The 15196-nt window shown below is 63.8% G+C and carries 12 protein-coding genes; 7 read left to right on the top strand and 5 right to left on the bottom strand.

Features of this window, described 5'->3' with window-relative positions; translation table 11 throughout:
* The first annotated feature begins 78 nt into the window (after positions 1 to 78).
* A complete protein-coding gene (locus ACFORG_RS02335) occupies positions 79 to 2190 on the top strand; it encodes a hypothetical protein (RefSeq protein WP_386733762.1) in 2112 nt (703 codons plus the stop codon).
* A 79-nt stretch (positions 2191 to 2269) separates the two neighbouring features.
* A complete protein-coding gene (locus tag ACFORG_RS02330; protein ID WP_386733761.1) occupies positions 2270 to 3721 on the top strand; it encodes a calcium-binding protein in 1452 nt (483 codons plus the stop codon).
* A 40-nt stretch (positions 3722 to 3761) separates the two neighbouring features.
* On the opposite strand, the gene kdsA is transcribed toward ACFORG_RS02330, so the two are convergent.
* The 3 genes from kdsA to glmS all read right to left on the bottom strand — a co-directional run bounded on the left by kdsA (position 3762) and on the right by glmS (position 7583).
* Complete coding sequence (gene kdsA, locus ACFORG_RS02325; RefSeq protein ID WP_386733760.1) at positions 3762 to 4592, bottom strand: 3-deoxy-8-phosphooctulonate synthase; 831 nt, start codon at positions 4590 to 4592, stop codon at positions 3762 to 3764.
* A 50-nt stretch (positions 4593 to 4642) separates the two neighbouring features.
* The gene (locus tag ACFORG_RS02320) at positions 4643 to 5596 is read right to left on the bottom strand and encodes a KpsF/GutQ family sugar-phosphate isomerase (protein ID WP_386733759.1); all 954 of its coding nucleotides are present in this window, start codon (positions 5594 to 5596) and stop codon (positions 4643 to 4645) included.
* A gap of 166 nt (positions 5597 to 5762) precedes the next feature.
* Positions 5763 to 7583, bottom strand: a complete 1821-nt coding sequence (gene glmS / locus ACFORG_RS02315; RefSeq protein WP_386733758.1) for a glutamine--fructose-6-phosphate transaminase (isomerizing) — start codon at positions 7581 to 7583, stop codon at positions 5763 to 5765.
* Positions 7584 to 7887: 304 nt separating this feature from the next.
* Between glmS and ACFORG_RS02310 the strand changes: the two genes are divergently transcribed.
* On the top strand, positions 7888 to 8889 hold the full coding sequence (locus ACFORG_RS02310) for an NAD-dependent epimerase/dehydratase family protein (protein ID WP_386733757.1): 1002 nt from the start codon (positions 7888 to 7890) through the stop codon (positions 8887 to 8889).
* Here the strand turns inward: ACFORG_RS02310 and ACFORG_RS02305 are convergent.
* Complete coding sequence (locus tag ACFORG_RS02305; protein WP_386733756.1) at positions 8886 to 9833, bottom strand: ParB/RepB/Spo0J family partition protein; 948 nt, start codon at positions 9831 to 9833, stop codon at positions 8886 to 8888. The genes ACFORG_RS02310 and ACFORG_RS02305 overlap by 4 nt on opposite strands.
* A gap of 196 nt (positions 9834 to 10029) precedes the next feature.
* Between ACFORG_RS02305 and ACFORG_RS02300 the strand changes: the two genes are divergently transcribed.
* Positions 10030 to 11280: a glycosyltransferase family 4 protein gene (locus ACFORG_RS02300; protein WP_386733755.1), complete on the top strand. Its 1251-nt coding sequence runs from the start codon at positions 10030 to 10032 to the stop codon at positions 11278 to 11280.
* Between the two features lie 16 nt (positions 11281 to 11296).
* Here the strand turns inward: ACFORG_RS02300 and ACFORG_RS02295 are convergent, their stop codons facing one another.
* On the bottom strand, positions 11297 to 12421 hold the full coding sequence (locus tag ACFORG_RS02295; RefSeq protein WP_386733754.1) for a polysaccharide biosynthesis/export family protein: 1125 nt from the start codon (positions 12419 to 12421) through the stop codon (positions 11297 to 11299).
* A gap of 107 nt (positions 12422 to 12528) precedes the next feature.
* Between ACFORG_RS02295 and ACFORG_RS02290 the strand changes: the two genes are divergently transcribed.
* The 3 genes from ACFORG_RS02290 to galU all read left to right on the top strand — a co-directional run bounded on the left by ACFORG_RS02290 (position 12529) and on the right by galU (position 15010).
* On the top strand, positions 12529 to 13368 hold the full coding sequence (locus tag ACFORG_RS02290) for an NAD-dependent epimerase/dehydratase family protein (RefSeq protein WP_386733753.1): 840 nt from the start codon (positions 12529 to 12531) through the stop codon (positions 13366 to 13368).
* Positions 13365 to 13976, top strand: a complete 612-nt coding sequence (locus ACFORG_RS02285; RefSeq protein ID WP_386733752.1) for a sugar transferase — start codon at positions 13365 to 13367, stop codon at positions 13974 to 13976. The genes ACFORG_RS02290 and ACFORG_RS02285 overlap by 4 nt, the downstream gene beginning before the upstream one ends.
* Before the next feature lie 134 nt (positions 13977 to 14110).
* Positions 14111 to 15010, top strand: coding sequence for a UTP--glucose-1-phosphate uridylyltransferase GalU (gene galU / locus ACFORG_RS02280; RefSeq protein ID WP_386733751.1), 900 nt, complete (start codon positions 14111 to 14113; stop codon positions 15008 to 15010).
* The last annotated feature ends 186 nt before the right edge of the window (positions 15011 to 15196 follow it).

Here is a 15196-nt window from a genome sequence, read left to right as displayed (position 1 = left end):
CGGCAGGATCCGTCGCGCGCCACGCCAACGCTGCGGATGCCGAGGGGTATTTTGCAATCGATTTGAGGGGGCAGGACTTTGGCGGAGGTTCTCGTTTTCAAGGCCAACCATGAACGCTTCGGGGGAGAGCGCACCTATGGCTGGCTGCTCGGAACGGATTTCACGTTCGAGATCGCACCCACCTCGCACCCGGATTCCAACTATATCGACGATGACGGGCAAGTGGGCTACGCGGGGATCGAGCCGAACCTTTTCGCGACGCAATCGCGATATGACGAGCCTGAGAGTTTCATCGACAGCATGCGACTCGTGGTATCCTCGGGCGACGGGTTCAGCTATCAACTGACCGACACCACCGGAACGGACCTTTTCTCGCCCGCCGCTTTCAGCAGTTTCGGCGGGGGCGCGCTGTTCTTTGCGTTCAGCGAGCGCGCGGACACGTCGATCGCTGGCGGCGAAGCGCTTATGCATACCGATGGCGTCTCTGCGCCGCGCCTTCTGATCGACGAACCGGTTTCGACCTACTGGAACCTCGGCGACGAGGTCTGGGCGCGCGAAAGCTGGGGGCCCTCGCGCACGAAGGATGTCGACCTTTACCGCATCACCCCGGACCTGGACGTCACCAAGGCCTTGGACTGGAACGAAACCACGAACGATATCGAGGCGATCGAGGTTTTCGAGGTGGGCGGCACCGTCATCCAGTATGCCTGGGCGGGCAACGAGCAGGAATTCTTTCGCTACGACGCTGACAGCGGGACCTGGGCGAACCTTGAAATCGTCGTCTTCCGCGCCGTCTTTGCCGGGTCGACCGCCGAGCGGCTTTATTACTGGGACGACCGGCGCGTAAATGATGAATCGCGCGGGATCGAGCTTTGGGCGAGCGACGGGGTTGCCGGCACCTACCTTACACGCGACATCTTTCCCGGCGAGGGCAGCGGCTATCCGGGTGATGACCTCGCGCTGCGGACCGCCGCGCTGGGCAACCGGTTCTTCTTTTACGCGCGCACCGATAGCGACGACGGGGCAGAACTGTTCGTGACCGACGGCACGACCGCGGGCACCGTGCAACTGACCGGGACGGGCCTGCCCTCGGGGCCGCTCGACGGTTACAACCTGAATTGGGATATCCAGGTTCTGGATGACAGCCGCGTGCTGATCGTGGCGAACGGCGCGTCGGGAACCGAACTTTATGTCAGCGATGGCACGCCGGAGGGCACCGGGCTTGTTGCGGATATCACACCGGGCGAAGACGGCTCCTTTCCGGTCATCCTCGAAACCTATGACGGGATCGGCTATTTCACGATCGCATCGGGTGAGAACGATGACCTGATCTGGGTCACCGACGGTACGTCCGACGGCACATTCGCCCTCAACGATCTGCGCGAGTCCGGCAACGGCATCCGTCCCGCGATGGCCGAGGTCCTGCAACTCGACCTCGCCAACCTGCCCTATCGCCCGTTCGAAGGCGACGCCGACGACAACGTTCTGCGCGGCGACGTCACGCGCGATCTGCTGTCCGGCCTCGATGGCAATGACGTGCTTGACGGTCAGGCGGGTGATGACCGGCTGTTGGGCGGCGATGGTCTCGACACCCTGATCGGCGGCGCCGGTGATGACCAGCTTTTCGGCGGCGAAACCGAGGCCGACCTGCGCGACGTGATCTATGGCGGCGACGGCAATGACAGTGCCGACGGGGGTTACGGCAATGACGAACTGCGCGGTGATGCGGGCAATGACACGCTGGCCGGGGGGTTTGGAACCGATACGCTGATCGGCGGCGCCGGAGATGACGTTGTGACAGGCTCTGCCTTCTCCGATCTCGTGTTCGGCGGGGATGGCAATGATTTCGTCAACGGCGGTTTCGGCTATGACCGGATCAACGGGGGTTCTGGCGCCGACCGGTTCTTTCACCTCGGCATTGCCGATCATGGCTCGGACTGGGTGCAGGATTACAACGCCGCCGAGGGCGACGTGCTGGTTTTCGGAGGGGCCGCAACGGCCGACCAGTTCCAGATCAATCTTGCGCATACACAGACGCCGGATGGTGAACGCTCGGGCGAGGACGGGGTGCAGGAGGCCTTTGTCATCTATCGCCCCACTGGCCAGATCATCTGGGCGCTTGTCGATGGCGACGGGCAGGAGGCCATCAACCTTCAGGTCGGTGGAGAGGTGTTTGATCTGCTGGCCTGATGGGCAGGGTGTCGAAAGGTTTGGCAAGTTCCTGTTTGATACCTAGCGTCGCGTCATCGTGATCAAATGGTAAAGAGTGATGGATATTGCCAGTGGGCCGGGGCCCGATACCTATTTTCTGCAATCAAACGATGAGGCCACCACGATCCGTGGATCGCTGCAGTCGTTGACGGGTGATCTCTACAACCGGTTTTCGCCGGGCGATCTCGTGGTGATCGAGGGCGTCCAGCTGACCACTACGAACCTCGATGTCACTTATGGCAGGCCGCAGTATTTCGAGCTGAGCCCAACCGTCATCCGGGTGAATACCGATGCCGATGCGGAGTGGAAGAGCACTTTTTCTTTTGGGCAGCGCACCTTTGACGCGCCCGACTGGACCTTTCTGATCGAGGCGCGGACGGTGGGCGACGACACCCACGTCAGCCTGCAACCGTTGCGAGGGCTGGTAATCACCGGGACCGACGGGCCGGACGATCTGAAGGGTCAGCGCGGGAATGACCGGATCGAAGCGGGCGACGGCGCGGACAGGCTGGACGGAAATGGCGGCGAGGATACGTTGGTCGGTGGCGCGGGCGACGACATCTACCTGTCGCGCGGCACCATCGTCGAAGAGGCGGATGGCGGCTATGACCAGGTCGTTATCGCAAGCTGGGGGCAGCCGCTGCCCGATCACGTCGAGGGGCTGCGCCTGATCGGCAATTCAACCGGCGCGCCCTACGATGTCCTGGGCATCGAGGGTTACGGCAACGAGCTGGACAACAGGATCGAGGGCACGTCGCGCAACTACAACTCACTTTATGGCGAGGGCGGCAACGACACGCTGATCGGCGCGGACCGGCGGGACTACCTCTATGGTGGGGACGGTGACGACCGCATCGAGACGACCGGCGCTGGAAGCGACCAGATGCATGGCGGGGATGGCCGCGACACGCTGATCGGCGGCGAGGGCGACGACACGCTGACAGGGGGCGAGACCGAGGACGATCTGCGTGACGAGCTTTTCGGTCAGGGTGGCGATGACAGTGTCGATGGCGGATATGGCAACGACCTGATCTATGGCGGGACGGGCGACGACACGCTGAATGGCGGGTTCGGTACCGATTTCATCGCAGGCCAGCAGGGCAACGACCAGATCAGCGGCGGTGCGCTGTCGGACGAGCTGTTCGGCAATGACGGGGATGATTTCCTGAATGGCGGTTTCGGGTATGACCGACTCAATGGCGGCGCGGGCGCGGACAGGTTCTTTCATCTCGGGGTCGTCGATCACGGCTCGGACTGGGTGCAGGATTACAACGCCGACGAAGACGATGTGCTGATCTTTGGCCAGGGGGCGGCTGGTCCCGCGCAGTTCCAGATCAACTACAACCACTCCACCCTGCCCGGTGGTGACCGCTCGGGCGATGACATGCTGCAAGAGGCGTTCATCATCCACCGTCCCACCGGCCAGATCCTCTGGGCGCTGGTCGATGGCGAGGGTCAGGATGCCATCAACCTGCAGATCGGTGGAGAGCTGTTCGACCTCTTGGCCTGACGGATTGGCGGGGTGAGATAACTCCCCACCCGATGCCGGTTCAGCGGTTCTTGGTCAGGTCGTCATAGCGGCGCAATTCGCTCAGCAGGGCGGGCATCTGATCCACGGGGATCATGTTCGGCCCGTCCGAGGGCGCGTTGTCCGGGTCCTGGTGGCTTTCGATGAAAAGCGCCGAGATACCGACGGCGCAGGCCGCGCGCGCCAGAACAGGGGCGAATTCGCGCTGGCCGCCACTGGTTGCCCCGTGCCCGCCGGGCTGTTGCACCGAATGGGTGGCATCGAACACGACCGGATATCCCGTTTGCGCCATGATCGGCAGGCCGCGGAAATCGCTGACAAGCGCGTTGTAGCCGAACGATGTGCCACGGTCGCACAGCAGGATGTTCTCGTTTCCGGTCGAGGCGACCTTTTCCGCGACATTGGCCATGTCCCACGGCGCAAGGAACTGGCCCTTCTTGACGTTGATCGCGCGGCCGGTCTTGCCCGCCGCCAGCAGCAGGTCGGTCTGGCGGCAGAGGAAGGCGGGGATCTGCAGCACGTCGACCGCCTCGGCCGCGGGGGCGCAATGCGAGGGGTCATGCACATCCGTCAGAACGGGGCAGCCGAATTCCTCGCGGATCTGCGACAGGATCCGCAGCCCTTCCTCCATCCCCAGGCCGCGCTGGGTGGTGATCGAGGAGCGGTTGGCCTTGTCGTAGCTGGCCTTGAAGATCAGCCCGACGCCCGCGCTGGCGCAGGCCTCCATCAGCTTTTCGGCCATCATCCGGGCGTGGTCGAGGCTTTCCAGCTGGCAGGGGCCGGAAATCAGCGCATAGGGGTTGGTGCCGCCGACCGGGATGCCGGCGATGTCGATGATCTTGGGGTCTGTCATGGCTTGTCTCCGCAGGACTCTTGCCCGCGATCTAGCACGCGCGCCCGGTGTCAGGCCACCCCGGCGCGCAGGCAGTCATGCAGATGCAGGATGCCCAGCGGGCGGTTATCGTCATCGAGGACGAAAAGCGCTGTGATCTTCTTGTCGTTCATCACGGCCAGCGCCTGCGCGGCAAAGTTGTCGGGCCCCATCGTGATCGGCTTGCGCGTGGCGATTTCCAGCGCGGTCCGGTCCATCAGCCCGGCCATGTTGCGGCGCAGGTCACCGTCCGAGATGATGCCTGCAAGCCGGCCATCCGTATCCAGAACACCGGTGGTGCCGAACCCCTTGGAGGTCATGGTGAGCAGCACCTCGTCCATGTGCGCCGTGGCGGGGACGAGCGGTATGGCGTCGCCTGTGTGCATGAAGGCCGCGACCCTGGCCATCTGCGCGCCCAGCTTGCCGCCCGGGTGAAAGACCTGGAAGTCCGAGGCGAGGAAGCCGCGATGGTTCATCAGGCTCACTGCCAGCGCGTCGCCCAGTGCCAGGGTAAGCGTGGTCGAAGTTGTGGGGGCCATGCCGATGGCGCAGGCCTCGGGTTCGGGCGGAAGCGGCAGGCGATAGGTTGCCGCGCGCATCAGCGTGCTGTCGGGACGCGACGAGATGGCGATCATCGGGATCGAGAAGCGCTGCGTATAGGCGGTGATGTCGCCCAGTTCGGCGGTTTCCCCCGAGTTCGAGATCAACAGGCAGACATCGTCGCGGGTGATCATGCCCAGGTCGCCATGGCTGGCCTCGGCCGCGTGAACGAAATAGGCGGGCGTGCCGGTCGAGGCGAGCGTCGCGGCGATCTTGGCGCCGATATGGCCGGACTTGCCTATGCCCGAGACGATGACACGGCCCCCGGAGGCGAGGATCGCCTGAACGGCGGGTTCGAAATCGGCGGGAATGTTGCGGGCCAGCGCGTCGAGCGCGCGTGCCTCAATCCCGATCACCCGTTCGGCTTCGGCCAGAATTCCACTCATATGCCGTTCCTTTCGTCCCGTGCGGTCGCGCCCGTTCTTTCCTTAACCCGCGATGCCGTCAAGGCCGCGCCATGCGGCGGGGGCTCCCGCCCGTCGGACGCGCATCAAGGATGCGCTTGGCCGGTTGGGCCGGGCGCGCGCCCTGACGGTCGCGCGCGGTCGCGCCTCACTCAACCGTCACCGATTTGGCGAGGTTGCGCGGCTGGTCCACATCGGTACCCTTGGCCACCGCGGTGTGATAGGCCAGAAGCTGGATCGGCACCGCATAGGCGATGGGCGCAAAGGGGCTGTCCACGCGGGGCAGGGCGACGCGGTGCCAGGTCCCCTCTCCGGCCTCTTCGATCCCCTGCGCATCCGAGATCATCACGATTTTGCCGCCGCGAGCCATCACCTCCTGCATGTTCGACACGATCTTGTCGAAGCGGTTGTCGCGGGGCGCCAGCGTGATCACCGGCATGTCGCTGTCGATCAGCGCGATGGGGCCGTGCTTCAACTCGCCACTGGCGCAGCCCTCGGCATGGATATAGCTGATTTCCTTGAGCTTGAGCGCGCCCTCGAGCGCCAGCGGATACATCGCGCCGCGCCCAAGAAAGATCGCGTCCTCGAACTGGGCCAGTTCCTTGCTGATGTCGCGAATCTGATCCTCGCAGGTCATCGCGTCGGCGACGTAACCGGGCATCTGGCGAAGCTGCCCTTCGAGCGTGGCCAATGCGGCGTCATCGCGTGCGCCGCGCTGGCGGGTTGCCTGCAGCGCGAGCGCGGCCAGCACGACGAGCTGGCAGGTGAAGGCCTTGGTCGAGGCGACACCGATTTCCGGTCCCGCAAGGATGGGCAGCGCCACGTCGCTTTCGCGCGCGATGGAGCTTTCCGCGACATTGACGATCGACACGATCCGGCCCGCCTTGCCGACGCAGTAGCGCAGCGCCGCCAGCGTATCGGCGGTTTCGCCCGACTGGCTGACGAAAAGCGCGATGGTCCGGTCCGAGATCGGCGGCTCGCGATAGCGGAATTCGGAGGCGATATCGACCTCGACGGGGATGCCCGCGATCTGTTCGAACCAGTATTTCGCCGTGTGACAGGCCAGCGAGGCAGTGCCGCAGGCCACCATCACCAACCGGTCGACCTGGCTGAAATCGAGTCCGGTCTCGATCGCGGCACGACCCTCGGCGCTGGACAGGTAGTATTCCACCGCATCTGCCAGAACCGAGGACTGTTCGGCGATCTCCTTCGCCATGAAGTGGCGATAGCCGCCCTTGTCGGCGGCCTTGGCATCGACGGATACCCGGCGGCGGAGACGCTCCACCGGTTGCTGATCGGCATCGAGAAACCTTGCACCCGCCCGCGTCACGACGGCGATATCGCCTTCTTCGAGATAGGTGATCTCGTCCGTCATCGGGGCCAGTGCCAGCGCGTCCGAGCCGACATACATCTCGCCCTCACCCCAGCCGACGGCAAGCGGGCTGCCCTTGCGGGCGGCGACGATCAGGTCCTCTTCGCCATCGAAAAGGAAGCAAAGCGCATAGGCCCCTTCGAGGCGCGAGATCGTGCTGAGCGCCGCCTCCACAGGAGCCTGTCCCTGCCCGATGAACCAGTCGCAGAGCATGGCAACTGTCTCGGTATCGGTCTCGGTTTCGGGCACGACCTGCTTGTCGGCGAGAAAGGCGCGCAGCTCGCGGTAGTTCTCGATGATGCCGTTATGCACGACGGCGACCTTGCCGCGGGCATGCGGGTGGGCATTTCGGGTCGTGGCGGCACCATGCGTGGCCCAACGCGTATGGCCGATGCCCGCTGTGCCGGCGAGCGGGTCATGCACCAGCAGGTCGCTCAGGTTGACCAGTTTGCCAAGGGCGCGCCTGCGGTCGAGATGCCCGTCATGGATGGTCGCGATGCCCGCACTGTCATAGCCGCGATATTCCAGCCGCTTGAGACCTTCGACAAGGATCGGGGCTGCCTGATGATGCCCCAGGACGCCGACAATTCCACACATGCTCTGCCACCTCGATCTTTTCTTTCGCGGTCAGTCATATCCCGATCACGCCGTTCAAGACCAGTCAAAGCGCGGCCGACCGGCAGTCGGACCGGTCACGCTTTGTTACCCGCCTTGCAACGTCCGCACGCCGCATCCACCAACCTTTCGCGCCCGGAAATGGTTGCATGGCAGGTGTTTGCGCGTGGTCCGGCGGGGTGTTTGTCTCGGGATGCACGTTTCGTGGACACAGTCGGGGCGGCAAAACCATGCTCACCGAGCGAAAGGTTTGACAGCCCTTCGGCACGCTGGCTAAGCGCTGGGCATGAAAAGCGTCCTTGTCACCGGTTCGGCCGGGTTCATCGGGTATCACCTGTCCCTGCGGCTGCTGGCCGAGGGGTGGCAGGTGATCGGCCTCGACTCACTCAACAGTTATTATGACCCCGAGTTGAAGCGGCGCAGGCTGGCCGAACTGACCCGCCAAGACGGGTTTGCCGCCGTGACCGCGCGGCTCGAGGATCCGGGCGTGCTGATGGAGATCTTTGGCCGCTACGCTCCGTCGCGCGTGATCCACCTGGCTGCGCAGGCCGGGGTGCGGCATTCCATCGATGCGCCGCGTGACTACGTGGAGGCGAACCTGATCGGCACGTTCGAGTTGCTGGAGGCCGCGCGCGCCCACCCGCCAGAGCACATGTTGCTTGCCTCGACCAGTTCGGTCTATGGCGCGAACGAGGCGATGCCCTATGCCGAGACCGACAAGGCCGATACACAGATGTCGTTCTACGCGGCCACGAAAAAGGCGAACGAGGCGATGGCGCACAGCTATGCGCATCTCTATCGGCTGCCGGTCACTATGTTTCGTTTCTTTACCGTCTACGGGCCGTGGGGCCGGCCCGACATGGCGTATTTCAAGTTCACCCGCGCGATCCTCGAAGGGCGGCCCATCGACGTCTACAACCATGGGCGGATGCAGCGCGACTTTACCTATGTCGACGATCTGGTCACCGCGATCCGCGCGTTGGGCGATGCGATCCCCGGCGATGCGCCGGTGGGTGAGCGCGACAGCCTCAGCCCGGTTGCGCCGTTCCGCGTGGTCAATATCGGGGCCAGCCGACCGGTGGCGCTGATGGATTTCATCTCGGCGATCGAAGCGGCCTGCGGGCAGGTGGCGGAAAAACGGATGTTGCCGATGCAGCCCGGCGATGTTCCCGCAACGTGGGCCGAGACGCAGTTGCTGAAGGATCTGACCGGTCTCGACCTTCAGACCCCTCTGGCCGAAGGGGTCGCCCGGTTCGTGGAGTGGTACCGGGAGTATTACGAGCTTTAACCTTCGGATGCGCCGAGGCGCTCGGTCAGCCAAGCCCGCAGGTCGGCGGCAAGCGTGTCGGTCGCGTCGGCACCGACGAGTTCGATCCGCCCGCGATCCGCGTCAAAGCGCAGTTCGAGAGCTTCGGTGATCCGTGTCACCTCGCGCGCCGTGCGTTCCGCGGCGGCGCGCGGTTCTTGCGTCCGCTCCGGCGATGCGGCCTGTTCCGCGCGGGCGGTCACCATTGCCGCCAGCAGGCGCATCTCGTCCAGCGCGCTGACGGGCTTTGCCTCGGCCAGGGCCTCCCTGATCTCTTGCGTCAGAGAGGGGTCGCGGACCATCTCGCGGGCGAGGGCGAGGCCCAGCTTTTCGCTGATCGACGAAGGAAAGCGCAGAACATCGTCGAAACTGTCGACCAAAACGATGAACGTGCCGATCTTGGATCGCTTGGACCGCGTGGCATTGCCGAACAACCCCTGCAGCGCCGCGCGCTGGTTGGCAAAGACGCCCTCCTCCATCGCCTTGCAGGCGATGCGTGCGCGTTCGTAATGGCTCAGGTTCACGCGGATCTCGTTCTCCTCGACCATGGCGAGGTAGGCATCCTGCGCAGTGTCCGGCGTGACCACCATCGCGCGTACGGTCGCGAAAGCCGGATCGCCGGTTTCCTCGGCAAGCCGGCGCAGCGCCGTCAGCCGCCGCCAACCCGACACCAGCCCATGCGTTTCGCCATTGGGGCCGGGACGGGGAAGGGGTACGACCTCGATCGGCATCTGCTGGCCGCGCCTGCGCAAGCTATCGGTCAGGGCCTGCATCTCGTCCGCGTCGATGGCCAGGCGATCGCGAACGAGGTGTTCTGCGTCGATGACCCCGACCGGCAACAACTCGATAACACGGCCGTCCGCCATGGCGGCTTGGACCGCCGCCATATCCGCCTCGCCCGGCAAGACTTCACCCTGTTCCGCCATCTCTGCCCCTCGTCTCCGATCCGTGGCTGACGCCCGGTGCCCTTGTTCGGCTTTCCTCTGCGTTACCATATCTCCGCGCGCCCGTCATCGCGGCGGGGCAGGCAGGACACGACGTGGCATCAATGTGGGGCAGGCAGGTGACAGGTACGGCCCGCTCTTGCTAAGCAGTTCGGGCATTGTCCCGAAGGCGCGTTTCATGAAAATACTCTTTGTACACCAGAACATGCCCGGCCAGTATCGCGAGCTTCTGCAGTTCCTCGTGGCGCAGGGCGGACACCAGATCGTGTTCCTGACGCAGCGCCGCCCCCCGCCGCAGATCGAGGGCGTCGCCACGCTGGTCTATGGCCCTCATCACAAGCCGAAATCCGATGCCTACGGGCTGAGCAAGGTCTGGGAAGAGGCGACCGGCGCGGGTTTTGGTGCCGCCATGGCCGCCCGTCGGCTGGAAGAGGAAAAGGGGTTCAAGCCGGACCTCATCGTCGGTCATACCGGTTGGGGAGAGCTTCTGTTCTTCAAGCAGGTCTGGCCCGATGTGCCGATCCTGGGCTTCTTCGAGTATTTCTACCTCAGCAAGGGCGGTCTCGTCGGTTTCGACCCCGAGGATCCGCCATCGGATCATTCGCCGTTCCTGCTGCACGCGCGCAACGCGGTTCCCTTTGCCAACCTGCACGTGGTCGACAAGGGGCATGTCCCGACCGAGTGGCAAAAGAACTGTTTCCCCGAGTTGTTCCATTCCAAGTTCTACACCTGTCACGACGGGATCCGCACAGACCGGCTGCAACCCGACCCGGATGTCAGCCTCGAGCTCGGGCGGCTGGAAAAGCCGCTCACGCGCGAGGACGAGGTTTTCACCTATCTCGCCCGTAATCTCGAACATGCCCGGGGATTTCACATCTTCATGCGGGCATTGCCGCGAATCCTGCGTGAGCGACCCAATGCGCGGGTGATCGTGCTGGGCGGAAACGAGGTGTCATACGGCCGCAAAAGCAAGCACCCCGGTGGGCTGCGCGCCGAGATGGAGGAAGAGGTCGGCGCCAGTGTCGACTGGGACCGCGTGCATTTCCTGGGCCGGGTTCCCTATTCCAAGTTCTGCCAGGTGATCCAGCTGTCGCGCTGCCACATCTACCTGACGATGCCCTTCGTTCTCAGCTGGTCGCTGCTCGAAGCGATGTCGATGCAGGCCACCATCGTCGCCTCCGACGTGGCCCCCGTGCGCGAGGCGGTGACGCATGGCGAAACCGGGTTGCTGGTCGATTTCTTCGATCCGGATGCGCTGGCCGCCCAGGTTGTCGAGGTGCTGTCGAACCCCGAGGGTTATGCGCATCTCGGCGTGGCAGCGCGCAAGTCGGTCGTGGAGAAATACGATTTCCTCACCAAATGCCTGCCCGAACATATCCGCCAGATGAACGAACTGGTGCCCGAGGCGGTGCGGATCCCCATGCCCTGAGGTCCGCGCCGGTTCGTCAGTTGCCTATGTTCGACGTCGCGTTGAACACGCCGACGAAGTTGCCGATGATGGTCGACACCGTGAGGATGTCGTTGATCGGCGATTCCGTCGCGATGAGCAGGTCATCGGGATTGATGCGGAAACGCCGCGCCGAGAACAGGCCATCGGTCGTCGCAAGGTTCAGCGAGAAGACCACGCGCGTCATGCGCGGGCCACGCACGCCCGTCGAGACGGCCGAGGCGGGATACTCGCGCAGAACGATCAGGCCGCGCGGGTCGGCCTTGGAATCGTTGAGCCCGCCCATGACCGCGACCGCGTCCATCGCCGACATCTCGTCCTTGGTGAAAATATGGAGGTCTTCCGTCCCGGCTGCGCCGTATGACAGGAAGTAGCGGCGGTCTTCCTCGACGAAGACCCGGTCGCCGCCGCGCAGGAGCGTATCATAGTTGGGGTTGTCCAGCAGCCGGTCGACCGAGGTGCCGAAGATCTGTCCTTCCCGCATCAACCGCACCTGCGGATTGTTCATCCCCGTTCTGACTCCGCCACCGGCCGAGATGAGCCCCAGAACAGTATAGTTCCGGTCGGGCATCGGATAGGTGCCGGGGCTTGCCACGCCGGTCACCAGGTCGACCGAGTTGTTGCGCCCCTCGAACATGGTCAGTTGCAGCTGTGCCGAGGGGACGATGGCCTCCAGCGATGCCTGAAGCTCTTCGCGGGCGAGGTCGGGCGTCATGCCGATCACGCTGATATTGCCCACGTAAGGCATGAAGATCGTCCCGTTCGACGCGACGATGACATTCTCGAGGTTGACGTTCTTCTGCTGTATCGATGTCAGCAGCGAGTTTTCACTGCTGTCCCAGATGGCCAGGGTCAGTCGGTCACCAGGCTGGATGATCTGGGTCTTGGCCCCCCGCGTGTTGCCGATCCAGGACAGGTTTTCCTGCTTGCCGGTCGGCGGCCACTGGTGAACGATCGGCAGGAACGCGCGGGTGACGGGGTAGAAGGCGAAATCGGCCGTTTCTTCGCCGGCTTCCTTGAGGATCTCGTTGCTGACCGGCGCGCCACCCGGCAGGCTGTCGCTGCAGGAGGACAGGAACAACACCGCACTTGCCATGGCAAGGAGATTTGGAAGAAAGCGCATGTTGGAGTGTCCCGCGTGAAGTCTTGTTTTGAACGATTATTTTAGTGGCAAAATACCGGCGCAGCACCGCCGGTCAACCAAAAGGTCCGAAGAGGAATACCGCATAGATGACCAAAACACAGGTCCTCGTCTTGGGCGCGACCGGGCGGATCGGCGGAGTCTTGCGCAGCTTCTGGCCGGCAGGAGCCTTTCCCAGCCCGGTCACATGGCAGGCGCGGCGCATTGGCGCAGGCCCGGATTTCAAGGTTTTCGACCCGATTTCGGAGCCTGCCGAGTTCGCCCGTGCGGTACGGGGGCGCACGGTCCTGTGCCTTGCTGGGCCGGTTCCCGGACGTGGTGAGGGAGACCCCGAGGATCATGTCCGACTGGCCGAGGTCGCAATCCGGGCCGCTGGCGAGGGCGGCGGCGGGCCGGTCCTTCTGGCCTCTTCGGCTGCGGTCTACGGGGCGGCGGGCGGTGTCCTGGATGAAGGGGTGCCCCTTCGGCCATTGTCGGACTATGGCCGTGCGAAGGCCCGGATGGAGGAAGTCGCCGCCCGGCTCGCCGATCAAATCGGTGTCCGCGTCACCTCGTTGCGTATCGGAAATGTCGCGGGGTGTGATGCCATTCTTGGTGGCTGGCGCCCCGGCTTCATGCTCGACCGGTTTGCCGATGGGCGCACGCCCCGGCGCAGCTATGTGGGGCCGGCAAGCCTTGCGCGCATCCTTGGCGATCTCGTCGCACGCCGCGACCTGCCGCCTGCGCTGAATGTCGCGCTGCCCGGCGTAGTCGAGATGGGCGCCCTGCTGGACGCCGCGGGGCTTGAATGGACGCCACGACCTGCCCCGGACAGCGCCATCGAGGTCGTCGAGCTGTCGACGCGCGCGCTTGGCACCTTCACCCGGCTCGATCCCTCGGCTAACCTGCCCGCTACTCTGGTACGGGAATGGCAGGACTGGCAGGCGTGACAATCGGCAAAAGGCTCCTCGATCTTTTCTTCGCGCTGCTGCTGGTGGCACTTCTCTGGCCCGTCATCCTCGGCTTGATCCTGTGGCTGCTGATCAAGCAGGGCAGGCCGATATTTTATGTCGCTGAACGCATGAAGGGGATCGATGAGCCCTTCATGCTGTGGAAATTCCGCACGATGACGGTCGTTTCCCAGGATTCTGGCGTGTCGGGCGGTGACAAGGCCGCGCGGATCACCCCGGCGGGCGCATGGCTGCGTTCCAAGCGGCTGGACGAGCTGCCCCAGCTCTGGAACATCATCCGCGGCGACCTGAGTTTCGTCGGCCCGCGACCGCCCCTGCGGCAATATGTTGAACGGTTTCCCGAGATCTACGGCAGGGTGCTTCGGTCGCGTCCCGGCGTGACGGGGCTCGCTTCAATCGTCTATCACCGGCACGAGGCGGCGCTGCTGTCACGATGCGAAACGCCCCGCGAAACGGATGACGTCTATTGCCGGATCTGCGTTCCGGCAAAGGCCCGGCTCGACCTGATTTATCAGCGCGAGCGCAACATATGCTATGATTTCGATCTTGTTTTCCAAACCGTCGGCAACCTGCTGCGGCGGGGGTGAAAACGTGGCATAGATGAAACTGCGCGGACTGCACGAACGTTTCGGTTGTTGATCCGCGTCAGGGTTCGGCCCTAATAGCGGGTTAAGATTACTCGGGCAGTATTGCCCAATAACGATAATTTTGAGGGCAAGCGATGACACGCAAAGTGACGAAGGCGATTTTTCCTGTCGCGGGGCTGGGGACGCGGTTCCTGCCGGCGACGAAATCCGTTCCCAAGGAGATCATGACGCTCGTCGACCGTCCCCTCGTGCAATACGCGATCGACGAGGCGCGCGCGGCCGGGATCAAGGAGTTCCTCTTCGTCACGTCGCGCGGCAAGTCCGCTCTCGAGGATTACTTCGACCACAACCCGATCCTTGAGCAGGAGCTGAAGAAAAAGGGCAAGGACAAGCTGCTCGAGACGCTGAAATCCACCAACATGGAAAGCGGTGCCATTGCGTATATCCGGCAGCACCGGGCCCTCGGGCTGGGGCATGCCGTGTGGTGTGCGCGACGCCTCATCGCTTCGAACGAGCCGTTCGCGGTGATCCTTCCAGATGACGTGATCGCGGCCGAAAAGCCCTGCCTGCAACAGATGGTCGAGGCCTATGCCGAAACCGGTGGCAACATGGTCGCCGCGATGGAAGTACCAACCGAAAAGACCAGCGCCTATGGCGTTCTCGACGTCGAAGAGGACATGGGCAGCTGCGTCAAGGTCAAGGGCATGGTCGAAAAGCCCAAGCCCGAGGATGCGCCGTCGAACCTTGCCGTGATCGGGCGCTACATTCTCAGCCCGTCCATCCTGCGCAACCTGCACAAGATGAAGTCCGGCGCCGGCGGAGAGATCCAGCTGACCGATGCCATCGCCGAGGATATCGGCACCGATAATCCGGTCTATGGCTACCGGTTCGAAGGGCAGCGTTTCGACTGCGGGTCCAAGTCGGGCTTCCTGCGGGCGACGGTTGCCTTCGCCCTTGCGCGCGAAGAGTTGCGCGACGACCTGAGCCAGTACATCGAGAGCCTGTCACAGACGGCCGCAAAAGCGGCTGAGTGACGCAGGGTGATTCTCCCTGTTTTCCGGGCCTTGTGGCGCGCTTAGGCCCGTCATGGCCCGGAAAAGGTGAATCAACATGTTGGCGTGCGAACGGTTTTTTCCTCAAGATACAGCATGCGTCATAGGGTCCGGGCGATTATCAGCGTAATCTTGCCACACAGCATTTTGCAGAATTGAAATAATGCA

Source organism: Lutimaribacter marinistellae (assembly GCF_042648365.1).
GTDB classification, from domain to species: Bacteria; Pseudomonadota; Alphaproteobacteria; order Rhodobacterales; family Rhodobacteraceae; genus Lutimaribacter_A; species Lutimaribacter_A marinistellae.
This window is presented reverse-complemented; position numbering and strand designations above follow the sequence as displayed.